The 22,873-nt window shown below is 35.1% G+C and carries 18 protein-coding genes; 12 read left to right on the forward strand and 6 right to left on the reverse strand.

Annotated features, from left to right (window positions below; genetic code table 11):
* Positions 1-149: 149 nt before the first annotated feature.
* Together BW942_RS02400 and BW942_RS02405 are read right to left on the reverse strand one after the other, a co-directional pair.
* A complete protein-coding gene (locus BW942_RS02400) occupies positions 150-1,100 on the reverse strand; it encodes a cation diffusion facilitator family transporter (protein ID WP_000340844.1) in 951 nt (316 codons plus the stop codon).
* A complete protein-coding gene (locus tag BW942_RS02405) occupies positions 1,100-2,110 on the reverse strand; it encodes an OmpA family protein (protein WP_000802062.1) in 1,011 nt (336 codons plus the stop codon). The genes BW942_RS02400 and BW942_RS02405 overlap by 1 nt, the downstream gene beginning before the upstream one ends.
* 139 nt (positions 2,111-2,249) lie before the next feature.
* Here BW942_RS02405 and mgtE point away from each other — a divergent pair, with 139 nt between their 5' ends.
* From mgtE to lvrB, 5 genes are all read left to right on the forward strand, one after another.
* Complete coding sequence (gene mgtE, locus BW942_RS02410) at positions 2,250-3,641, forward strand: magnesium transporter (protein WP_000392647.1); 1,392 nt, start codon at positions 2,250-2,252, stop codon at positions 3,639-3,641.
* A 207-nt stretch (positions 3,642-3,848) separates the two neighbouring features.
* Complete coding sequence (locus BW942_RS02415; protein WP_001274122.1) at positions 3,849-4,499, forward strand: LA_2219 family laminin/E-cadherin/plasminogen-binding protein; 651 nt, start codon at positions 3,849-3,851, stop codon at positions 4,497-4,499.
* Between the two features lie 725 nt (positions 4,500-5,224).
* Positions 5,225-7,756: a magnesium-translocating P-type ATPase gene (gene mgtA / locus BW942_RS21365; RefSeq protein WP_000402038.1), complete on the forward strand. Its 2,532-nt coding sequence runs from the start codon at positions 5,225-5,227 to the stop codon at positions 7,754-7,756.
* A 636-nt stretch (positions 7,757-8,392) separates the two neighbouring features.
* Complete coding sequence (gene lvrA, locus BW942_RS02425; RefSeq protein WP_000610939.1) at positions 8,393-10,891, forward strand: hybrid histidine kinase/response regulator LvrA; 2,499 nt, start codon at positions 8,393-8,395, stop codon at positions 10,889-10,891.
* Between the two features lie 38 nt (positions 10,892-10,929).
* Complete coding sequence (gene lvrB, locus BW942_RS02430) at positions 10,930-12,078, forward strand: hybrid histidine kinase/response regulator LvrB (RefSeq protein ID WP_001045809.1); 1,149 nt, start codon at positions 10,930-10,932, stop codon at positions 12,076-12,078.
* 791 nt (positions 12,079-12,869) lie between these two features.
* On the opposite strand, the gene fbp is transcribed toward lvrB, so the two are convergent.
* Positions 12,870-13,898, reverse strand: coding sequence for a class 1 fructose-bisphosphatase (fbp, locus tag BW942_RS02435; RefSeq protein ID WP_000110726.1), 1,029 nt, complete (start codon positions 13,896-13,898; stop codon positions 12,870-12,872).
* A gap of 163 nt (positions 13,899-14,061) precedes the next feature.
* Here fbp and BW942_RS02440 point away from each other — a divergent pair, with 163 nt between their 5' ends.
* The 6 genes from BW942_RS02440 to rpoD all read left to right on the forward strand — a co-directional run bounded on the left by BW942_RS02440 (position 14,062) and on the right by rpoD (position 19,309).
* A complete protein-coding gene (locus BW942_RS02440) occupies positions 14,062-14,505 on the forward strand; it encodes a hypothetical protein (protein ID WP_000445974.1) in 444 nt (147 codons plus the stop codon).
* A 111-nt stretch (positions 14,506-14,616) separates the two neighbouring features.
* Positions 14,617-14,829, forward strand: a complete 213-nt coding sequence (locus tag BW942_RS02450) for a hypothetical protein (protein WP_000372884.1) — start codon at positions 14,617-14,619, stop codon at positions 14,827-14,829.
* 175 nt (positions 14,830-15,004) lie between these two features.
* On the forward strand, positions 15,005-15,214 hold the full coding sequence (gene rpsU / locus BW942_RS02455) for a 30S ribosomal protein S21 (RefSeq protein ID WP_000232823.1): 210 nt from the start codon (positions 15,005-15,007) through the stop codon (positions 15,212-15,214).
* A gap of 59 nt (positions 15,215-15,273) precedes the next feature.
* Positions 15,274-15,720 (forward strand): GatB/YqeY domain-containing protein, encoded by a 447-nt coding sequence (locus tag BW942_RS02460; protein WP_000058095.1) that lies wholly within the window; start codon positions 15,274-15,276, stop codon positions 15,718-15,720.
* A gap of 18 nt (positions 15,721-15,738) precedes the next feature.
* On the forward strand, positions 15,739-17,535 hold the full coding sequence (gene dnaG, locus BW942_RS02465) for a DNA primase (protein ID WP_000066266.1): 1,797 nt from the start codon (positions 15,739-15,741) through the stop codon (positions 17,533-17,535).
* A gap of 16 nt (positions 17,536-17,551) precedes the next feature.
* Positions 17,552-19,309 (forward strand): RNA polymerase sigma factor RpoD, encoded by a 1,758-nt coding sequence (gene rpoD / locus BW942_RS02470; RefSeq protein WP_000429410.1) that lies wholly within the window; start codon positions 17,552-17,554, stop codon positions 19,307-19,309.
* 123 nt (positions 19,310-19,432) lie between these two features.
* On the opposite strand, the gene BW942_RS02475 is transcribed toward rpoD, so the two are convergent.
* The 3 genes from BW942_RS02475 to BW942_RS02480 all read right to left on the reverse strand — a co-directional run bounded on the left by BW942_RS02475 (position 19,433) and on the right by BW942_RS02480 (position 21,591).
* A complete protein-coding gene (locus BW942_RS02475) occupies positions 19,433-19,636 on the reverse strand; it encodes a hypothetical protein (RefSeq protein ID WP_001074417.1) in 204 nt (67 codons plus the stop codon).
* Between the two features lie 45 nt (positions 19,637-19,681).
* Positions 19,682-19,846 carry a hypothetical protein gene (locus BW942_RS21370; protein WP_000800311.1) on the reverse strand — a complete coding sequence of 55 codons (165 nt, stop codon included), beginning with the start codon at positions 19,844-19,846 and terminating at the stop codon, positions 19,682-19,684.
* A gap of 92 nt (positions 19,847-19,938) precedes the next feature.
* Positions 19,939-21,591, reverse strand: a complete 1,653-nt coding sequence (locus BW942_RS02480) for a glycerol-3-phosphate dehydrogenase/oxidase (protein ID WP_001165152.1) — start codon at positions 21,589-21,591, stop codon at positions 19,939-19,941.
* Positions 21,592-21,623: 32 nt separating this feature from the next.
* Between BW942_RS02480 and tyrS the strand changes: the two genes are divergently transcribed.
* On the forward strand, positions 21,624-22,841 hold the full coding sequence (tyrS, locus tag BW942_RS02485) for a tyrosine--tRNA ligase (protein WP_000354445.1): 1,218 nt from the start codon (positions 21,624-21,626) through the stop codon (positions 22,839-22,841).
* Positions 22,842-22,873 lie beyond the last annotated feature (32 nt).

A 22,873-nucleotide genomic window follows, 5' to 3' on the forward strand; every position in this document is an offset into this window, starting at 1 on the left:
TTTCAAAATGTGGGAACTATTATAAATCAAAGTTTTACAGTCAAACTTTCAAAATGTGGGAACTATTATAAATCGAAGTTTTACAATCAAACTTTCAAAATGTGGGAACTATTACAAATCATGGATTTTACGAAATGAATCTTGAAAATTTAATGATGGTGATGATGTTGATTTATTTCCTGATAATTTGCAAGAGGTAGTTCTTGAATTTTTTCGGTTAAATTCGGCACTTCACATTGAATAGTAACAAAATCAAATCCAAAAGAAGATTTCAAAATTTGATTGAACTTAAATACAACTTCCTCTGCAAATTTTAAATCCACAATCGAAACCCTCAAAGTACAAGCATAAATTCCTCTCGTAATTGCCCAAAAGTGATAATCCAAAATTTGACTTACTCCTTCCACCTTACGAACGTATTCTAGAATATGAGTAATTTCGAATGTATTTGGAGAGGATTCCAAAAGAACGAATATTGTTTCCCTAAAAATTCCCCAGGCAGAACGTAAAATTAAAATCGAAATCAAAACGCTGATCAAAGGATCAATCCAGTTCCAATTCGTAATATAAATTAAAATAGAACCAACTAAAACTCCGACCGTAGATAAAAGATCACTTAAAACGTGAACGTAAGCAGACTTGATATTAATATTTTCGCCACTAAAACGAAATAAAATCCAAGCACTGATTAGATTAAAAATAATTCCGAAAGAACTGTAAAAGATCATCTGAAAACTCAAAATCTCTTTCTGATTTTGAAATCGTTCGATACTTTCATAAAAGATATAAAACGAAATCCCAAAAATTAAAATAGAATTTAAAAGAGAAGTCAGAATTTCAATTCTATAATAGCCAAATGAAAATCTATAATTCGGTTTTTTAGAAGAAAGTAATACAGCAATCAAGGACAAGGACAAAGCAATTGTATCTGTAATGATATGTCCCGCATCCGCAAGAAGAGCAATACTACCGCTTTGAAATCCTCCAAATAACTCTACAAAAAAAATGGAAATAGAAACTAAAATCGCAAGGAGAATAGATCTTTTTAGACCTTTCTCCTGACTTCTTTTTACGTGATAAAGTTGAAAAAAATCATCCATCAACGTGGAACAACTACTATATCCACTCTTCGGTTGAGTGCTCTATTTTCGGGAGTGTCGTTAGAAACGATTGGCTGAAACTCACCGTAACCAGCGAGTGAAAAGTTTCTAGGATCTAAAATCTTACTTTCTAAAAAATAATGAAGTACGGAAAGGGCTCTTTCTCCGGAAAGTTGCCAGTTATCCGAAAATTTTTTGGTTCGAATCGGAACGTTATCGGTATGTCCTTCTATGATGATTAAATTTCCAGGATAATTTCCCAAAATTTCTTTGATCTTATCCAGTGCAGGAAGGATCTGTTTTTTTAAATCTGCAGAACCGGAATCAAATGAAATCTTATCATCTATATTGATTACAAGTCTGTCGTGAAATCGTTTGAGACGGATCTGTCCTTTTTTAATTTCATCGGTAAGTTTATTTTCCAGTTCATTCGCTTGATCAGAAAGACGATCCAATTCCTTTTTTTGATTTTCAGAAAGATGTTTCAATTTAGAGATTTCATCATTTAAAACTAAAATTCTACTTTCCAGATCCGAAATTTTTCTTTCGTATTCTTTTTGAAGAGCCTCCGTTTTTTTTTGACAATTTTCTCTTTCTCTTTCCAAATCCTCTTTTAAGCCATCAATCAGATCTCTAAACTTTTTAGATTGTTTTTCATTTTCATCGATCAGTTCTTTTTCCTTATTAGAACTTTTCGTTTTTAAAACCGCGATCTGATTCTCTAAAACTTTAATTTTTTCTATGTTTAAATCATTATCTTTGGCTCTAAATTCCTTTTCTCTGGAAAGTAATTCTTCCAAAGAACGAATTTTAGAGTCGAACTCTAAACGCTCCTTTTTAGAATTTTCAGTTTCATTTCTATATCTGGTTCTCAGGGAATCCAATTCAATTTCCAAAGTGATTTTCTCGTTATACACTTTGTTGTATTCCCAAGGATAATAAAATACGTCCGCGGAAACGGAATTTAAAGTTAAAACGAAGAGAAAATAGAATTTCAGAAACGGCTTCATCTTGATCACTTTCTTTCTAAGATGGAGCGCTTTACGATCGGGTCACTCCTTTTTTAAAGTTTGTTTAGAAATTCATTGATCAGTCGGTTCCGTTCTCAATCCTGTTCACTAAAAACCGTTTTTTCTTGGAGAGAAGTTTATGGAAGAAAGAGGAGTGGGACACGAACTATTTTCGGAAAAGGCAAATCCCTCTTCTCAGGAGTGGATTGAATTTTTCTCGGAAAAAATCAAAGCCGAACAAAACGCTTTTTTAGATCTTTTTCTCAAACAGAATCACCCTGCAGACATAGCGGAGGTTCTGGAAAAATTAGAAGAAGACGAAGCCTTTTATGTATTCAAACGATGTGATTCCGAATTGCAGAGTTCTATTTTAGTAGAGTTCGACGAAGAATTCCAAGCAGACTTAATCTCTCGTTTTCAGATGAAAGAAATTTCTCCCATTCTGGAAAATTTAGAAACGGACGAATTATCTAGTCTCATTTCCGAATTTCCGAAAGACAAAGCAGAAGAAATTTTAAATTCGATCGATAAAGAAGATTCTTCTCAAGTTAGAAAACAACTTACGTTTCGAGAAGACTCCGCTGGAAGATTAATGAATACAGTGTTTGCTTCCGCAGTAGAAACGGATACGGTTCGAAAGGCAATCATCAAACTTAGAAAAATCGCAAGAGATACGGATGATATTTATCATTTATATATCACTGACGAAAACAACGTACTCAAGGGATATGTAAAACTAAAAAATTTATTCCTCGCTCCTCTCAATACAAAAGTACATCGTCTGATGAAAACCGGATTTACTTCGATTCACTACGATACGGATCAGGAAGAAATCGCTAAAATTTTTCGTAAATATGATTTAGTTTCTGTGGCTGTGCTCGACGATTTAGGAAGAATTTTAGGAAGAATTACCGTGGATGATATTTTAGATATCGTTCACGAAGAAGCCTCGGAAGACATTCTTCGTTTGGGAGGAGTCTCTGAAGAAGAAAAATTATCTTCCTCGGTTCTTACTTCTGCAAGAAGAAGAATGGTCTGGCTTATGATCAATTTAGGAACCGCCTCTCTTGCGGCTTCTGTTGTTTCCTTTTTTGGAGAAACAATCGAAAAATACGTCTTACTTGCTTCTCTTATGCCTATCGTCGCTGGAATGGGTGGAAATGCGGGAACACAATCAATTACATTGATCGTTCGAAACCTAGCAACCGGAGATCTTACAACTGGAAACTGGAAATCCGCAATTCGAAAGGAAGGTCTTGTAGGAATTCTCAATGGTTTTATGGTAGGAATTATCGCGGGATTGATCGTTTATTTTCTTACCGGAAATTTTACTCTTTCAATGGTTATGTTTATGGCTCTACAAGCTAATTTGATGATCGCCGCAGTAATTGGAACTTCGATTCCTTTGTTTTTGCGAGCATTGGGAATTGATCCGGCAATCGCTTCTTCTATTTTTGTGACTACGTTTACCGATGTGTTTGGATTTTTCTGTTTTTTAGGACTAGCCACTTTATTTATTCAAATATTATGATATTATTAATTTTCTTGCGACGTCTATAGTAAAATGAATTTTTTATTGAATAACAATTATAAAACTGTGGCTTTATGAAGAAAATTGATATTGAGGACACCGTCTTAGGGTTTTATAGAGTTCCCATTTTTAAAAACCATTCCATTTTGGATTTTTATAGAAGTTTTCATTTTTTAATCAGAAATCAGTTCGGAGAATCAACGATCAATGTCGGCTATAAAATCAAAATCCATTTTTAAAAATGCCTTATTTTTTTTAGGAATAAGCGGATTGTTATTTTTGTTACTTTCTTGTTTTACTACAAAAAGTACAGATAACGAATCGATAAAATACGAATCGGTTCCTAATCCAGCAGGAGAAAACGAAGTTGTATTAAACGAAGAAGGCCAAGAAACAACTTTAAATACGGGAGATCCTGCTTCTTTTTTAAAACCTTCCAAAGACCCTTTAGAATATTTTAGAGTTCATATTTCGAGCGACGGTTATCAGCTACGTCAATTGAGAGGTTCTAAATTTATCAAAAGAAAAGTAGATAAAGGGGGAGACGTTTTGATCAGCGAAGAATTGGCTCGTTATAACAAAATCAATTTTATAGACGATGGAATCATCATCGTAGTATTGAACGGAAATACGGGAGCATTTGAAACGATTCGTTTTAATACCAGGGTCCCCAGAATTAATGATCTCGCTAAAATCGTTCAAAACGACGTAACACGTTGGTCTATGGAACATTCCGAAGAAAAACCGGTTGTGACCAAATTTCAGATCCACTATTCTTTAGAATTAAAAAATAAAACCGGCAGCACTCGAGACGCGGTCAAAGAAGAATTAAAAAAAGAAGTGATTCGCAGAAAATAATTAGCTATGATAACATTTTAGATTTCTATAAAATTCTCAGTATATACTAATCAAACACATAAAATAATACTAAAATGATGAATGGGCAATTTTACTAAAGATACAGAAGTTCTAGATAACTACGTCTAACTCGAAATCGTTGGCCTTTTTGAAATGTTAGGTTTTTAAAAAAATTCAGCATAACATTATCTTTTTGTGTACGGATAATAAATTACTTAAAAAATTTGGAATATTTTTTAATTTAAAATCATTAGAATTGTTGAAAAATTAATTCTCTATGGGTTTTCGTTGTATGAAAACGGTCGATTGAAGCGTTTTGTTAATTGTTGCTATGAAATTTTTCAACAACTCTATTCAAAGAAAAACGATTGAACATCATTCTCATTTCCTTCTAAAAACAACAGTCAATCAACGCTTTAGAAAGCCATAATATATTTTATCTAGTCAGTATTTCCAGAAAATCCTTCACTCTGCAAAAGCAACATTATTAAGCCAGTCTTTTTGTCTGTTAGAGTTGTTGAAAAATTCCATAGTTCTGATTAATAAAATTGTTTCTATTCGATCATTCATAAAACAGAAACAGAGATTCATTTTTCGACAACTCCATTAATTCTGTCTTTACTCTGAGTTTTTTTCTTGTACGCTTTTAGAAGTTTAAATAACTTACTCTAAATTAAAATTTACATTTTTTAAGTTGAGTAAATTCTATTCACTGAAAAAAGATTATGGAAATTGAAAAAGACAAACTTTCTCATTTTTGGAGTTTAACTTCCAACGAATGTCTAACACTTACCCAATCCAATCGAAATGGTTTATCCGAAGAAGAAGCAAAAAAACGTCTTCTTCAATTTGGTGAAAATAAACTTTCTTCTAAAAAAGAAACTACCGCAATTGGTTTATTTTTTTCTCAATTTAAAAGTCCGATCGTTTTACTTCTGTTATTCGCCGCTGGATTATCCGTAATCGTTCAGGACTCTGTAGACGCTACAATCATTTTAGGGATTGTTTTTTTAAGCGGTTTACTAGGCTTTTGGCAAGAAAAAGGAGCTATAAATGCGGTTCGCAAACTTCTTGCAATGGTACAGATTCGAGTTTCCGTAATGCGTAATTCTTCCATTCGAGAAATTCCATCAGAAGAAGTAGTACCTGGAGACATTTTAAAATTGAGCGCAGGAGATATGATTCCAGCGGATTGTATCCTACTTGAGTCCAAAGATTTATTTGTCAATGAAGCTACCCTTACCGGAGAAACCTTTCCCATAGAAAAATTCATAGAAACAATTTCCAAAAATTCTTCTCTTTCTCAAAGGACCAATTCCCTCTGGATGGGAACTCACGTAGTCAGCGGAGAAGCGATTGCACTTGTAATCCAAACTGGAAAAAAAACAGAATTTGGAAAAATATCTGAAAGATTAAAACTACGTCCCATGGAAACCGAATTTGAAGTAGGAGTTCGTAAGTTCGGATTTTTTTTGCTTCACGTTACTCTTCTTTTAGTCATAACTATTTTCATAGCGAACGTATTTCTTCATAAATCAGTTTTAGAATCTTTTTTATTTTCTTTAGCCCTATCAGTTGGACTAACCCCTCAACTTCTTCCTGCGATTATAAGCGTTAATCTTTCTCACGGCGCAAGAAAAATGGCAGAAAAAAAGGTAATTGTTAAACGACTTGCGGCTATAGAAAATTTTGGAAACATGAACATTATTTGTTCTGATAAAACCGGGACCTTGACCGAAGGAACTGTAAAACTACAATCTTCTTTAGATATATACGGAAATGAAAATCAAGAAGTTGCATTGAGCGCTTTTTTAAATGCTTCTTTTGAAACTGGATTTGTAAATGCAATCGATCAATCCATTCGAGAGAATTTAAACTTCAATCTTTCCGGTTTTGAAAAAAAAGACGAAATACCCTATGACTTTCAACGAAAAAGACTCAGTATTTTAGTCTCTCATTCTGGTGGACATAGAATTATAACCAAAGGAGCTCTTATAAACATATTAGAAATCTGTAACACGGCAAAATCTCAAGACGGATCTCAAATTGAAATCGAAAAAGTAAGAGATCAAATCCTACAAAGATACGAGACTTTAGGAGCAAAAGGATATAGAATTTTAGGAATCGCAGTCAAAGAAATCGGAGAACAATCAAAAATTGAAAAATTAGAAGAAAAGAATATGGTATTTTTAGGAATGTTATCTTTTTATGATCCTCCTAAAACAAAAATCAAAGAAACGATTACGAATTTAAAAAATTTAGGAGTTACTCTCAAAGTAATTACCGGCGATAATCGTTTTGTAGCCATGAATTTGTCTTCTCAAATTGGATTAGAAAATCCAAATATTCTTTCCGGACATGAACTTGAAAAAATGAGTAACGAAGCTTTGATCCATCAAGTTGGTAAGGTAAACGTATTTGCAGAAATAGAACCAAACGGGAAAGAAAGGATCATAATTGCTCTGAAAAAAGCAGGCAATGTAGTAGGTTATATTGGAGACGGAATCAATGACGTTTCTGCTCTACACTCTTCAGATGTTGGAATTTCCGTAGAAAAGGCGGTGGACGTTGCAAAAAACGCAGCCGATTTGGTTTTACTTGAAAAGGATCTAGAAGTTCTTGTGGACGGTGTTAAAGAAGGTAGAAATACATTTGCAAATACTCTAAAATACGTGTTCATGGCGACAAGTGCAAACTTCGGAAACATGTTTAGTATGGCGGGGGTTTCTATGTTTCTTCCTTTTTTACCCCTTTTGCCCAAACAAATTTTACTCACTAATTTTTTGACCGATTTTCCAGAAATGACGATCGCAACAGATCGTGTAGATTCAGAAATGATTTCTTCTCCGAAACGTTGGGATATTTCCGCAATTCGTAAATTTATGGTAGTTTTTGGGATGGTAAGTTCGTTTTTCGATTATCTTACATTTGGAGTTTTACACTGGTTATTAAAAGTAAATCAAGATCAGTTTCGAACTGGCTGGTTTATAGAATCTATCGTCTCCGCTTCTTTGATCGTACTTATAATTAGAACCAGAAATGTATTTTTTGTGAGTAAACCCAGTAGATCTCTTTTTTTAACAACTCTTTGTGTAATTTGTTTTACCATATCCATTCCCTATAGCCCTATCGCGGATTGGTTTGGTCTGGTTCCTCTTCCTCTTTCGTTTTTGGGAATGTTGGTTGGGATTGTGCTTATTTACGGAATGGCTGCAGAAATAACAAAACGGATTTTTTATAAATTGGTTCCAATTTGATAATATATCATTAAATACGTTCGTTTTTTAGAATATTCTAAAAATATAGACTGGTTTCATGAAATATAGAAGTAATTTTTGTTTTTTTGGATTCGTCTACTATTTTTGTACTATCCAATAACGCTAAATCGGATCCATAAGCTACGATTCAGGCTGGATCATCTTTCCACAAATACAACCCCAAAAACTAAAAAGTATAGTCTCGGTTCTTTAAAACCACTTGAATTTGTAAAATTTGGATAAATTATAGAGTTAGTTGATTGAATAACGTAAGATTTGATCTTTTAAAGAAAAGTATACTAGTATACTGTAGAAATTATTTATTTTTGTCTACTCCAAGAAATACTTCACTTCAAACATTTCAACTTAGGAGTAGACAAAATCTTGAACTTTTGACGACAAATTTCTACTAAAAAGTACATCTAACTGAATAAATATAGATTCATTTTTTATTTTAGAAAAATCGATTTCTTTTTAAATAATTATGTTATACTTTTTTATTAAAGCGCATCTAATTATAAATTTCAGTAAAAAGAATTTGAAATTCCATTTAATTTTTGGTACTTTTATGTTTTGCAATTTGAAATCAAAGTAAATAATAACTTTGACACGATTTCAAAGCATAATTAGAAATTTATGATAAATTCAACCGATTTAAAACACAACGAATATCGGCTCATTTTCGAGTCTCTTCCTGGGCTTTACCTCATTCTTTTTCCAGATCTTAGGATCGCCGCGGTAAGTGACTCGTATTTAAAAGCCACAAATACAAAACGGGACGAAATTTTAGGCAGAGGAATTTTCGACGTTTTCCCTGATAATCCTTCGGACCCAAATGCAGATGGTGTGGGTAATTTATATAGTTCTCTTTTATTAGTTTTAAAGGAAAAAATTCCAAACACGATGGCCGTTCAAAAATACGACGTTAGGCGACCAGAATCAGAAGGAGGAGGATTTGAAGAAAAATATTGGAGCCCAATGAATTCCCCGATTCTAAACGAAAAAAGAGAAGTCATATACATCGTCCATAGAGTGGAGGAAGTCACAGAGTTTGTTCAACTTAAAAATAAGGGAAAAGAACAAAACAAAATCACAGAAGAACTTAAAAATCTAACCGTATCTATGGAAACCGAAATTTATCAAAGGGCCCAAGAGATTCAAAAAAACAACAAAGAATTGATTAGGCTCAACGAAGAATTGACTCAGAGAGAAAGAGAAATTCAGGAGGTTTATCAACGTTTATTCAATATGGATCAATTGAAATCTCAATTTTTTGCAAACGTAAGTCATGAACTGAGAACACCTTTGACTTTAATACTTGGCCCAACCAGAGCATTACTAAAGGATCAAGGAATTACTTCCACACAAAGGACATTTTTAGAAACAATAGAAAGGAATTCTTACACTTTGTTGAAACACGTAAACGACCTTCTAGATCTTTCTAAATTAGATTCAGGAAAAATGACATTAAAATATTCGAATGCAAATCTTTCCGAAGTAATTCGTTATATTGCGTCCCATTTCGATTCCATAACAAAAGAAAGAAATATAGATTTTGTTCTAATGATTCCAGAAAATTTTCCAATTCAGATGGATGTTTCTAAGGTGGAACGTATCATTTTGAATCTTATATCAAACGCTTTTAAGTTTGTTCCAGATTCTGGCAAAATTCTTTGTGAGTTAAAAACAGAAGGTACAATGGCTTCTATTTATATAGCAGACAATGGTCCTGGAATTCCAATACATCTAAGGGATCAGATCTTCGAAAAATTCAGACAAATAGAAGAAGGGGATTCCCGTTCATTTGGAGGAACTGGACTTGGACTTGCCATTGTAAAAGAGTTCGTAGATTTACATTTGGGTTCTATCGGAGTTTTTGATTCTTTTTTAGGAGGAGCTCTTTTTAAAGTGCAGATTCCAATTTATGCCCCTATTCATATAGAAGAGACAGAACAACCGGTCAAAACGGAAGAATTTGTTCCCGCTTTGATGAGTAGTATCAACGAATTGAAAAAGAGTAAAATCGAGACAAAAGAATTAACTAATTCTTACAATCGTTCTAAGGTTCTGATTGTAGAAGATAACGCAGAAATGAGGAAATATATTTTCAATACGTTATGCGATGATTTTAATCTTTCTATGGCAGTGGATGGAAAACAAGGTTTAGAAAAGGCAATTCTTGAAAAGCCAGATATTATCGTTACAGATATTATGATGCCTGTGATGAGTGGGGACCAGATGTTAAAAGAACTGAAAAAAATTCCGGAACTTTCAGGCACTTATATACTTTTTTTAAGCGCGAAGTCAGATCAGAACTTCAGAATCAAACTACTTCAAGAAGGAGCTCATGATTACCTAATTAAACCTTTTACTCCCGAAGAATTAAACGTAAAAGTTCATAACTTTTCCGTTCTTAAAAAAACGATCGAAACTTTGGAAAACGCAAATGCAGACATGGAATCTTTCAGTTATTCGGTATCACACGATCTTAGAGCTCCAATTTTAGTAATCGAAGGATTTCTCCAAATCATCTTAGAAGATTTTTCTGAAAAGATGGATCCAGAAGCTCTGAGATCACTTAAGATCGTACATAAAAACGTGGTTTATATGAATCACCTTATCCAAGATCTTTTGAGTTTTCATAAGGTTTCAAAAATAGATTTGCCAATCCGGTTGATAGAGATGGATAAAATGGTACAAGATGTAATAGCAACCGTTCTTCAAAATTATCCTAAAAAGAACTACTTGTTTCAAGTAGACGAACTACCGAACGCACTTGCAAACGGAGCTGCTCTCAAACAAGTATGGATGAATCTGATTTCAAATGCGGTTAAATATTCTTCCACGAGAGAAACACCTTTCATCAAGATTGGTTTTGAGGAAATGGATGGGTTTAATAACTATTTTATAGAAGATAACGGTGTTGGTTTTAATAAAGCTTATTCAAATAAATTGTTCAAGGTATTTCAAAGGCTTCACACACAAGAAGAATTTGAGGGAACCGGAGTAGGTCTAGCGATAGTATCTAAAATTGTGCAACGCCATGGAGGTCAAGTATTTGCAGAAGGGGAGGTAAACAAAGGTTCTAAGTTTTCATTCACTCTTCCTAAACTTTCACGAAACGAAAACGTTTAAAAAAGCGTCATAAAAATATTGAAAGTGGTACAACATAAATGAATAAATGGAAATTCCTTTTCTTAGAAGATTCTTTAGTCGACTTGGAATTGATTCAAAGACAATTGAATCGAGCCAAAATCGATTATTATCCAATTCATGTCAGCGATTCGGAAGGATTCTCTCAGGCAATCCTGGATCAAAAGCCTCATCTAATCTTATCTGATTTTAGCCTTCCTAAATACGATGGATTCTCCGCTTTGAAACTGGCAAAGAAGATCTGTCCTACAACTCCGTTTATATTCGTTTCAGGTACTTACGGAGAAGAAGCGGCCATACAAACCCTTACTATGGGTGCAACCGATTACGTACTTAAAGATAGAATCGAAAAACTTCTTCCTGCAGTACAAAGAGCCTTACACGAATTAGAAGATCATGAATTACGAATTAAGGCTGAAAAAGAGAGATACGAATTAGAAGAACAACTTAGGCAAAGTCAAAAACTCGAGGCAATGGGAGTAATGGCTGGAACAATGGCGCATGAGATCAACAATCCTTTAATTGCAATTTCGGAATACGCGGCAATGATCGCAAAAGGAGAAGTAGATTCAGAAAAGGCAAAACAATTAGCTTCTAAAATCCGAGACGAAAGTGCACGAATTTCTACCATTATGAAAAACCTTCTCCGATTTTCCAGAGACGACAAAGGTTCACTTTATCCGGTAGAAGTAGGAGAAATACTTGTAAAACTAGAATCGATTACACAACAAATTTTTAAAATGAATCGGATAGACGCTTCTTGGAAAAACGTAGAACCGGGACATTCAATTCAATGTAGGGAAGGGCAAATTCTTCAAATCCTTTTGAACTTAGTCAATAACGCGGTGGACAGTTTAAACCAAAAGTATCCAGAATATGATACCGAAAAAAGAATCATTTTAGAAAATTCTATCGTAGAAGAAAATCATAAGAAATATGCTGAATTTTCGATTCAAGATTTCGGCACAGGAATTCCAATCGACATTCAAAAATCTATATTTAAAACTTTTTTCACGACAAAGTCTGCTGACAAAGGAACCGGACTCGGTTTGTCGGTTAGTTTAGGAATTGCAAAAGAACACGGAGGAAGTTTGAATTTCGAAAGTGAACCCGGAAGATATACTCGTTTTTATCTGAGAGTTCCTATCTTCGACCCAAGTGTTCAATAATTGCCACCTTAATAAAAAGACAATGGTAATCCCCATAAGTTACTCTGTATTTGTAAGTTGCTAAATGTAGATAGATTTTTTAGAATCTTCATTTCTTTTTGAAATTTTAATTTTTTATAATATTCTTTTAATTCAATATACGTTCAACATAAGAAAATTAAAAAAAATGATAGTTCTGACATTTTTAGAATTTGACCGGTAAATCAGAAATTGCAGATATTCCCAGATAGTTGTTGAAAAAATCCATATCTACGAGTTACAAGCAGTTTTTTATGGGTTCATTTTAATAAAAAAAACGAAAGAAAATTAATTTTTCAATATTTCTATCTATGAAATTCGCAAGTAATTCGCCTAAATTTTCTTACGCCGAATTTACGTTAATTTAATATACTTTGAGTTTGTTTTAAAACTTAAAATGTAGGAACTCACACGTTTTATTAAGAATTTTCGTCCAAGCAGACATTTACTTAAAATCGTCATTTTGCGACTATCACAAAAATGAAAAAACTAATCTAACACGAGTTCGGCGTAAGAAAATGAGAAAGAATTTTCTAAAAGTATGAATTCCTACAATTTTAGAATTTGTTCGTAAAATCGTGATTTGCAGTAGTTCTCACATTTTAGGAATCGAGATCACAAATTTTTAGAAAAATGAACCATGAATTTCTTTACTTCGAACTCGTGTTAATCTATAGAGAATCCTCAGAATATAATTTACAAATAATAGAATCTCGCAAAAAATATTCCCGAACAATTTCATATAACGTATAGAAAATGTTTTTTATTTCGGATTAAGATTTTTTAGGAGCAAACTTTAAAAAATGTTCCACTTCCTTTTTACTTCCCACAACTAAAGTCGTACGTTCATGAAGCTCTTTAGGAGTAAGATCCAGAATTCTTTCTCCATAAACAGTCACAGCCATACCACCCGCTTGTTCCGCAATAAAAGCCATAGGAGCCGCTTCATAAAGAAGTCTTAATTTACCGTTCGGATATTTCGTGGACTTAGTATCGTTTGGATAGAGAAAGATTCCTCCTTTTAGAAGATTTCTATGAAAATCCGCAACTAAGGAACCAATGTATCTACCCGATTGAGGTTTTCTACCTCCTTCAATCGATTTGATGTCACGAATATAATTTTTTACTTCGTCGGACCAATAGTTATAATTTCCTTCGTTGATAGAATAAATTCCACCCGTTTCCGGAATCTGCATATCCGGATGCGAGAGTATAAATTCACCGCAAGAAGGATCTAACGTAAAACCAGAAACTCCTTTGCCGGTACAAAGAATAAGCATTGTAGAAGACCCATATAAAACATAACCTGCAGCCCTTTGTCCAGAACCTTGTTGTAAAAGATCGCTTAACGTTCCTGGAGTTCCAGCAGGACTTTTTCTCAAATGAACGGAAAAAATAGTCCCAATAGAAACATTGGCATCTATATTAGAAGAACCGTCTAACGGATCAATTGCGATTGTATACTTACCGATTTTATACCCGTTTGGAACGGGAACGGTTTCTTCGTGTTCTTCACTTCCTAAAATACAAAGATGACCCGAACGAGTCAGTGTATGATTAAAAACCTTATCTGCGTATTCGTCCAATTTCATTTGGGTTTCCCCTTGAACATTGACAGTTTCCGTCGCACCTAAAATATTTTCTAAAAGTCCCGCTTTTCGAACCTCTCTGGAAACAATTTTAGCTGCATAAACCAAATGGCTCATCAAGGCGGTAAAATCTCCAGTAGCCTGGGGTAATTTGAGCTGTTCCTCGATTAAATACTGGGAAAGACTCAATGTTTGTGTAGGATGAACAGACATAGATTCCTCTAAGAAAATGATTCCAACAGAGTTTTTTTGTGGGTCTGTGAATTCAAGCGAAAAGATCCCATAAAAAGTCTGAAAATGAAAACTCAAAAGAATCTTACGATTTTTTAGAAGGTTCTTATCCGATATTTGTAAGGAAGAAAGGAGTTAGTTTCCGATGGAATCCTCAATCAAACCGATCACACACAAGTATAAAATTACGGAAGACCCGTTTGAGGAATTTTCAGATCAAATGATTAGAGATATTCGAAATTCTTTGAGTAATGAAATTGTGGTCACTCATTTTTATTTTCAAGATTTATATTCTTATTTTAAACTTCTAGGAGAACAAAAATCTGGTGAAATCATAAAAGAGCTTAAACTCATCATACAAGCTCATCTTCGTCCATATGATAAACTATATGTAGCCAATTCCAGATCCATGCTTACCTTGTCTCCAGATTGTAAAATAGAAGTTGTACAAGGAAGATTTAACGAAGTAGTATTTCAAGTAAACCATCTCATCGTAGATTATGAAATTCAATTTATGGAACTGGATTCTCCGATCGATTCGATCGAACCAATTTGGAAACAATTGCTCGTTTCTTTCAAAAGTACCTGACACTTGTTAAGCGAAGTAGAATCGACCTAAAATTAAATCTTTTTCAAAAAATTCTTCAGAGAATGAACGTTTGTACCGTAAATTTTCACGAGGCAATTCTCGGAGGAAAGAATGGATCAAACGGAAAAGTTCAAAAAAACACTGGCTCGATATATTGATTACAGAGGAATCGATATCGTACTTCATCTTAAAAACGGAACTGTAATCGAATTGGATAAAAACAGAAGATTGAATGGGGACGTAGTCATTAAAAATGGAAAATTTGGAATCGTAGCAGAGATTGAAATTTCGGAGATTCAAAAAGCGGAATTTTTTGCCGCCTAAATACCTTTTTGAAATTTTGTCGTAAAACCCTTGACAGAATCCTCCCTTTTTCTGGTATCGTGTATCTTGTCTATCTATTTCTGCACAAGAAATTAAATAGTTATTTTTTCACGTATTTTGTCTCCAAGTGTTCATTTGGAGAATTGCAATTAAAACAAAGGAACCTAAAAATCGAATGGTAGGAATTATTGTAAAAGACGGAGAGTCGATCGAATCTGCTCTAAAACGTTTCAAACGTGACTGTGCAAATGCAGGAATTATGAGCGAGATCAAACGTAGAGAATACTTCGAAAAACCAAGTATTAAAAAGAAGAAAGCGATCGAATCCGCAAAAAGAAAAGCAGAAAAGAAAAAACGTCTTTTCTCCAAAAAAGACAAAGCCTAATTTTTGACTTCGTCGAACTTGGAATCGATTGATTCCACTTACTCGAATCTAAAAAACCTATGTCCTTGCAGATAAAAATCAACGATGACCTGAAAGAGGCGATGAAAGCAAAGAAAGAACCTCATCTTTCTACGCTTCGTCTTCTCAAATCTGATATTCAATATGAGCTGACTAAAACCGGAGCAAAAGAACTTGCAGACGATCAGGTAGTTTCCGTGATCAAAAAAGCATACGCAAAACGTTTAGATGCAATTCAAATGTATCAAAAAGCGGGAAGAACCGATCTTTTGGCTCAAGAAGAAGGTGAGGCTTCCGTTCTAAAAGAATATCTTCCTCCTGAAATTCCAGAATCTGAGATAATCGCAACCATTGATCAAATTTTTGCGGAATTACAACCAACTGCAAAAGATATGGGAAAGGTAATGGGGCGGGTTATGGCTGCGTTCAAAGGAAAAAGTATCGACGGTACTAAAGTTTCGGCAATCGTTAAATCCAGGCTTTCCTAAGTACTAAGTGAGCCCCCTTTGTCCAACAAAAAGGATTTCATCGATCGAATTCACCGGGAAGTTCCCATCGAGTCCTATATATCTCGTTTTATTCCTCTTAAAAAACGTGGCAAAAATTTTATAGGTCTTTGTCCATTTCACCAAGAAAAATCTCCTTCCTTCAACGTTTCCGCAGAAAAACAATTTTATTACTGTTTTGGATGTAAGGCATCCGGAGATCTCATACGTTTTGTAATGAGTTACGAACGAGTAGATTTTTCCAGATCTCTGGAAATTCTCTCCGAATATTCTGGAATCCCACTTGAAGAAAAAAGTTCTAAAAATTCTGAATTTTCAGATTTTCTTTATAAAATTAATTTAAAGGTTTCTGAATATTATCAACATCTGTTACATACCCCCACAGGTAAAAATGCACTTGATTATCTAAAATCTAGGGAAATAGAAGACTCAGAAATTCGTTTATTCGGTTTAGGTTATGCCCCTGAAGGTTTTGATACACTCGCCAAAGAAGTGTTAAAGACTAAGGAAGAAATCTCTGGAGCAATTCAACTAGGACTTCTCAGAGAAAAAGAAGCTGGTAACGGACGTCCTTACGACTTTTTCCGAGATCGAATCATGTTTCCGGTATTGGATCTTTCTGGCAGAACGGTAGCATTCTCAGGAAGAATTTTAGGTCCGGGAAAAGAAGCAAAGTATATCAATAGCCAGGCCTCGTTGATCTTTGATAAAAGTAGAACCTTTTATAATTTCTTTAAGGCCAGAGAAGGGGTCCGTAAGTCTGGAGAGGCTATGCTCGTCGAAGGTTATTTAGACGTAATCGGATTGGTTAGAAGAGGTTACGAAAACGTTATCGCTTCTATGGGAACTGCAATTACAGAAAATCATATTCGAACTCTTAAAAAATTTGCGGAAAGGGTTACTTTTGTTTTAGATGGGGATATAGCTGGTAAGAAAGGTGCGTTAAGAGCCGCGGAAATCTGTCTAAAAGAAGGAATGGAATGCTCCATTGTACTTCTTCCAGAAGGAAAAGACCCTTTTGATCTGTCCAAATCACTTAGCAGACCAGAATTACACGAAATACTTTCTGATCGGATTCAGGGTTCCGAATTTGTTGTAGAAGAGTTGCTGGAAAACGCAGATTCTCGTGCCCTACCAGAAAAAAAAAGAAAGTCACTTCAAAATTTATATTCCTTCATCCAAACCCTAGGCCGGGAAACGGATAAACAATTCTTACTCGGATTGGGTGCAAACAAACTCGGAATTAGTATGGATGCAGTCCTTAGAGATTTTAAAGGTGGAACTGGTGCAAAGAATGGACCTTCCAATGCCGATACTAATTCTAACTTAAAGGAAGTTCAGGGAATCTCTGGTCCGGCCTTAGATTGTGAAAGAAAGATCGTTTCCATGCTCGTAAAACATACTGGGTTGTTTTCATATTCGGAAGAAATTTCTTCGATGGAATTCATGGACATTGCAAGTTCTTATCTTTGGGATTATTTATACACAATTTACACGGGAGAAGAAGAAATTTCTCCGGTAGGAATTTTAACCTCCGAACTTCCGGAGGATTTAAAACAAATTCTGGCTCCTTATCTTTTAGAAGAAGATTCTGAAAAAACGGAACCGGGAGAACTACATAAGGTCTTTAGAATTCTTTTGTTACAACAAAAGAAGTTTAGAATCGAGGAAAAAATTCGGGAACTCGATCAAAAAAGAGAACGTTTTTTTACACCCGAAATTTTTACGGAACTGAGTTTTTACCGTAAAGAAAAAGAAAAGATTCTGGAACATATCCGGAGTCAATCAACCACATAAATTTAGAGGGGTTCGAATGGAAAATCTACAAAGTATGCCCGAGGTTCAAAAAATTATTTCCCTCGGAAAAGCAAACGGTGAAGTTTCTTACGATGATATTAACGAAATACTTCCCGATAAAATTCTGAACTCGGAAAAGATAGACGATTTTTTTACACTACTGCACGAGATGGGAATCGAAATCGTAGAAGAATATACCAGAAACACTCTGGAACCTGCTTCTACTCTCGTTCCTAAAGACGATTCTAAACCAGCTAGAAAGAAAAAAGAATCCTCCGCTTCTACAAGCGGTTCCGAAGATCCCATCAAACTTTACTTAAGAGAAATCGGTAAGGTAAGTTTGATTTCCGGTGAAACAGAGGTTTTTTTAGCAAAAAGAATTGAAAAGGGAGAAAAGATTATCGAAGAGACAATCTTAAGTTCCTCCATTCTCAGAGCGAATTATATTAAACTTTTACCTAAAATTCGAAGTAAGAAGATCAAGGTTTATGATCTGATTCGAGTTGATAAAATGTATGCTCTCAACGCAGAAGAGGCTCATAAACTAGAAGAATTATTTTTTAAAAACATTTTAGTGATTCAAGAACAAGAGAAAGTTCTTCAAGAAGCAGTTTCTAAAATTAGAAAGTATTCTGAAACTTCTAAAAAGTACAAGGAATTTAAAGAGAAGATAGACGCTTCTACAGAAATCATACACAACGCGATTAGAGAACTTGGAGTTTCCCAAAAAGAAATTCAAAAAATTTCTCAAAAGATCAAGTCCATGGTTTTTAGAATCAAGGAAATAGATCGTCATTTTTTAAAGATCAAAGCACAATATGGTCAAGACGTCCGAGACATCAAAGCGTTTAATCGTTTTATCGAAAAGAATGAAAAGTTAGACGACATCGAAGTCAAGATGGGAGTCAACATAGACGAGGTTCGAGAAGTTATCAAGGACATCCGAAACAACGAAAGAAAACTTCGTCGTATGGAACAAGAAGCTGGCTCCACAGTCCAAGAAATCAAAGACTGGGGCGAAAAAATCATCAAAGGGGAAAGGGAAATTTCCCAAGCAAAAAAAGAGCTCGTTAAAGCAAATCTTAGACTCGTGGTTTCCATCGCAAAACGTTATGCGAATCGTGGTATGCACTTCTTCGATTTAATTCAAGAAGGAAACATTGGACTTATCAAAGCGGTAGATAAATTCGAATATAAAAAAGGTTATAAATTTTCCACATACGCTACTTGGTGGATTCGCCAGGCAATTACACGTGCAATTTCCGATCAAGCAAGAACGATTCGAGTTCCAGTTCACATGATCGAACAAGTCAATAAGGTCATTCGTGAAACCAGATTGTTTATCCAAGAATTTGGACGCGATCCAAATAACGAAGAGATTGCAGAAAGACTTGGTTGGCCGGTTCAAAAAGTGAAAATGGTTAAGAACGTTGCGAGGGAACCAATTTCTTTGGAAATTCCTGTGGGCTCCGAAGAAGATTCGGAATTGGGAGATTTTATTCCAGATACTGAAGTGGAAACTCCTGTAAATGCAGCGGCGTCCAGTATTTTAGCGGAACAAATTCGCCAAGTGTTACATACTCTTCCCGCGCGCGAACAAAAGGTAATTCGGATGCGTTTCGGTTTGGACGACGGTTATCCTCAAACGTTGGAAGAAGTAGGCTATCAATTCAAAGTGACAAGAGAGAGGATTCGTCAGATCGAAGCGAAGGCTCTTCGAAGACTCAGACATCCGTCTCGTTCTAAGAAGCTGAAGGATTATATCGACGGTTGATTTGTCGGAACTCCGACGGATTGATATTGAAATACAACACTTGTGGGGATTGGTTATGATAGAAAGCGAGATAGTTATGACTAACACCTAACGTTTTTTGTAAATTTAAAAAGGGAAATTTGCCTAGAACTCCTTTGTTTTCACTATTATTTTGCAAGGTAAATTTAGCAATGATTCAATATCAAATCGAGTGGTTTTATTTAGAAGAGTATTTTGGAAAAGTATCAGATTCGAGAGAGCCTCTGGACGCTGAGAAATAAATCCATTGTTCTTTCTTATTGCGATTTCCCGACATTCCAAAAGGGGACACTGTGCTTTTTTCGCCATGAATATTATTTCCGCAGAAAGAGCAAGTGGCGAACCTTAGCCGATTTACGCTGAACCTAAAAACGGGATTGTCGTAGTTCCGACAAAGTAAGCTTTAAAAATTCTTCTTGAAAATATGAGAATTTTATAGTACAGGGAAACTTGTCCGATTTTCTTCCCACCGCCTAACCCCCACCCAAAAATTTCTAGGGCGGGGCTAACGTTTTTCATGGGGAATCGTCGTAGCTCCGACAAATAAAACAAATTTCAATTTAAGAATTAAATATTTTTAATATTCTAACTTTTTTCCAAATTATCCAATCTTATCGATACGACTTCCTCAAACTTTCGATTAGCTCCATTGCAGCGGATTCTTCCGCTTTTTTTGTTTTGTCCTTCCACTTGAGTTGTTTGGAAAGAACCATAGCCACAGGAGCGACCATCTTCTGCGCCAAACTGAGATCTACAAATAGAATTCTAAATCTTCTTGCAAGAACGTCCGTGACGCCTAACGCAAATTCTTCGTTAACCGCAAACAAAACTTCCTCTTCGAAATACGGAATTCCTTTTCCCAATAGTTTCGGTTTTTTTCCCAAAACTTCGAAAACTTCCGTTCCATAATAATTTTGAAGCCTTTTTGCAAAGATCGTATCGATCTTATATGTTTTTTCAATTTCCTGGTAAAGAGATTCTGAATAATCTGCAGCTCCAGGATAAACATAAAATTTAGTAGAACATTTTTCTCTAACTTCTAGATTTCCGATCTGAATGAGTTTATCCACCAAATCCTCAGCCATCTTTCTGTAAGTGGACCATTTTCCTCCTCCCATCGTAACCAAACCGGAATTAGAAACTAAAATCACTTCCTCTCTCGAAATATTCTTCGTATCCTGATTTCCCTCTGGTGAAATCAAAGGACGAATTCCTACAAACACGGAAAGAATATCTTTTTCAGTGACTGGATTTTCCAAATATTCGTTTCCAGTATCCAATAAAAATTGAACCTCATTTCCGATCGGAAGTGGTTCTTCTCCTGGATTTTCAATCGGAGTATCCGTGGTTCCAAGAATTACGTGGTCTTCCCAAGGAATGATAAATACGACTCGCCCATCCTTTGTTTTCGGAATGATCATGGCGGATGTACAAGGAACTCTTTCTTTGGAGAATACTAAGTGGATCCCTTGGCTGGGAGAAAGCACGTTAAACGTTCTTGGATCGTCTAACTTACGAATGTGATCTACCCAGATTCCAGTTGTATTTGCGATTACCTTTGTATAAACTGGAAAGGTTTTTGCGGTCTCTAAATCTTTGAGATTGGCTCCTACAATCTTTCCGCTCTTTTTAATAAAAGAAACGAGTTCTATTCGATTGGCAACTACGGCTCCTTCTTTTTGTGCAGATCTTGCCAAAAGAACATTCAAACGAGCATCATTAAACTGAGCGTCGTAATAGGTAATTCCACCAAATAAACCTTCCTTCTTGATGGCTTTAAACTCGGAAATTGTTTCGGATTTAGAAACCGTTTTGTGAGAAGGAAGTTTTCCCTTAGACGCAAGAATATCATAGAGAGTAAGACCGATTCCGTAATACGGTCTTTCGTAAAATCGATATGCAGGTAAAACGAACTTAAGAGGTTTGACTAAGTGAGGTGCGTTTTCCAATAACCTCTGCCTTTCCGTCAAAGCCTCGTGAATCAATTTAAAATGGAACTGAGCTAAATAACGGACCCCACCATGAATCAGTTTGGTGGAACGGGAAGAAGTTCCCGAAGCAAAATCTTTTCTTTCAATCAGAGCTGTTTTATAACCTCTTTTTGCTGCGTCGAAAGCGGCTCCAGCACCTGTAGACCCACCTCCGATTACTAAAATATCAAAGGATTCTTTTTGTAGTTTAGAAATTTGATCGACTCGTTTTTGTTTTTCCATTTTGAGAACTCTTCCTGCTTTACAGGTTTCTTTCCCCCTACAAATTTGCATTAAGTTTCACAATCCAATTCGGATTTTCTTTCATGGACATTCAAAAACAAATCGAAATTATCCGTCGCGGCACCGTTGATCTGATTAGCGAAGAGGAATTAAAATCCAAACTTCAAAAGAAAAAAACTCTTAAAATCAAAGCTGGTTTTGATCCAACCGCTCCCGATCTTCATTTAGGCCATTTTGTTCAGCTCAAAAAATTAAAACATTTCCAAGACCTGGGTCATGAAGTTTCTTTTTTACTAGGAGACTTTACCGCAATGATCGGAGATCCTACCGGAAAATCAGAAACCAGAAAGAGGCTTTCCAGAGAAGAAGTTCTAGAAAACTCAAAAACTTATCAGAACCAAGTTTTTAAAGTTTTAGACCCAGTTAAAACCAAAATCGTCTACAACTCAAACTGGTGTTCTAAAATGAATTTCGAAGACGTTTTAGTTCTTAGTTCTAAATATAACGTAGCTAGAATGCTCGAAAGAGACGATTTCAGTAAACGTTATAAAGCGGGCCAACCCATCTCTATGATAGAATTCTTATACCCTTTAGTACAAGGTTATGATTCTGTTGCAATGGAATGTGACGTAGAGTTAGGCGGAACCGATCAGAAATTTAATCTTCTCGTAGGAAGAGACTTACAAAGAGAATATGGAAAAGAAGCGCAGTGTGTTCTAACTCTCCCGTTACTTGTAGGACTAGACGGATCCAAAAAGATGTCTAAATCCCTTGGAAATTATGTTGGGATTACAGAAACCCCAATTGATATGTTTGGAAAACTCATGTCAATTAGCGACGATCTAATGTGGAACTATTTCGAACTTTTAACCGATCTTCCTTTGCCCGAAATTGAAAATCGAAAAAATGGAATGGCAAAAAAAGAACTTCATCCAAAAGAAATAAAAACCGAACTTGCAAAATTGATCATGGATCAATTTTCATCTCCTTCTGAAAATGAAGAAGCCATCCAGGAATGGAAAAAAATTCATAACCCTAAGTCCAGAGCCGTTCCGGATGATGTAAAAGAAATTAAGTTAGGGGAAGAATTTTTTGCAGAAACACCAGAACCTTTGTTAGTTTGGGTATTAAGTAAACTTTCCTTTATACCTTCCGTTTCCGAAGGAAGAAGACTGATCAAAGCGGGAGGGCTTTATCTTTCTGAAGATAAAATTACAGACGAAAAATTTCCAATTCAAAAAGGAAAAGAATATCTAGTGAGGCAGGGGAAAAAAGGGAAATTTTTAAAAATTATTTCCTAAAAATGATTTGAAGGATTCGAAATTCCTTATTT

The organism is Leptospira interrogans, from assembly GCF_900156205.1.
Lineage (GTDB): Bacteria > Spirochaetota > Leptospiria > Leptospirales > Leptospiraceae > Leptospira > Leptospira interrogans.

Bases quoted from the DNA above. Each gene is read 5' to 3' on its own strand.
- mgtA (WP_000402038.1), top strand. From the start codon at position 5,225: ATGGAAATTGAAAAAGACAAACTTTCTCATTTTTGGAGTTTAACTTCC.
- BW942_RS02450 (WP_000372884.1), top strand. From the start codon at position 14,617: ATGGATCAAACGGAAAAGTTCAAAAAAACACTGGCTCGATATATTGAT.
- BW942_RS21370 (WP_000800311.1), bottom strand. From the start codon at position 19,846: ATGAAAAACGTTAGCCCCGCCCTAGAAATTTTTGGGTGGGGGTTAGGC.
- tyrS (WP_000354445.1), top strand. From the start codon at position 21,624: ATGGACATTCAAAAACAAATCGAAATTATCCGTCGCGGCACCGTTGAT.
- fbp (WP_000110726.1), bottom strand. From the start codon at position 13,898: ATGTCTGTTCATCCTACACAAACATTGAGTCTTTCCCAGTATTTAATC.
- BW942_RS02475 (WP_001074417.1), bottom strand. From the start codon at position 19,636: ATGGCGAAAAAAGCACAGTGTCCCCTTTTGGAATGTCGGGAAATCGCA.
- lvrA (WP_000610939.1), top strand. From the start codon at position 8,393: ATGATAAATTCAACCGATTTAAAACACAACGAATATCGGCTCATTTTC.
- BW942_RS02415 (WP_001274122.1), top strand. From the start codon at position 3,849: ATGTCGGCTATAAAATCAAAATCCATTTTTAAAAATGCCTTATTTTTT.
- BW942_RS02405 (WP_000802062.1), bottom strand. From the start codon at position 2,110: ATGAAGCCGTTTCTGAAATTCTATTTTCTCTTCGTTTTAACTTTAAAT.
- mgtE (WP_000392647.1), top strand. From the start codon at position 2,250: ATGGAAGAAAGAGGAGTGGGACACGAACTATTTTCGGAAAAGGCAAAT.
- BW942_RS02460 (WP_000058095.1), top strand. From the start codon at position 15,274: ATGTCCTTGCAGATAAAAATCAACGATGACCTGAAAGAGGCGATGAAA.
- rpsU (WP_000232823.1), top strand. From the start codon at position 15,005: ATGGTAGGAATTATTGTAAAAGACGGAGAGTCGATCGAATCTGCTCTA.
- rpoD (WP_000429410.1), top strand. From the start codon at position 17,552: ATGGAAAATCTACAAAGTATGCCCGAGGTTCAAAAAATTATTTCCCTC.
- lvrB (WP_001045809.1), top strand. From the start codon at position 10,930: ATGAATAAATGGAAATTCCTTTTCTTAGAAGATTCTTTAGTCGACTTG.
- BW942_RS02400 (WP_000340844.1), bottom strand. From the start codon at position 1,100: ATGGATGATTTTTTTCAACTTTATCACGTAAAAAGAAGTCAGGAGAAA.
- BW942_RS02440 (WP_000445974.1), top strand. From the start codon at position 14,062: ATGGAATCCTCAATCAAACCGATCACACACAAGTATAAAATTACGGAA.
- BW942_RS02480 (WP_001165152.1), bottom strand. From the start codon at position 21,591: ATGCAAATTTGTAGGGGGAAAGAAACCTGTAAAGCAGGAAGAGTTCTC.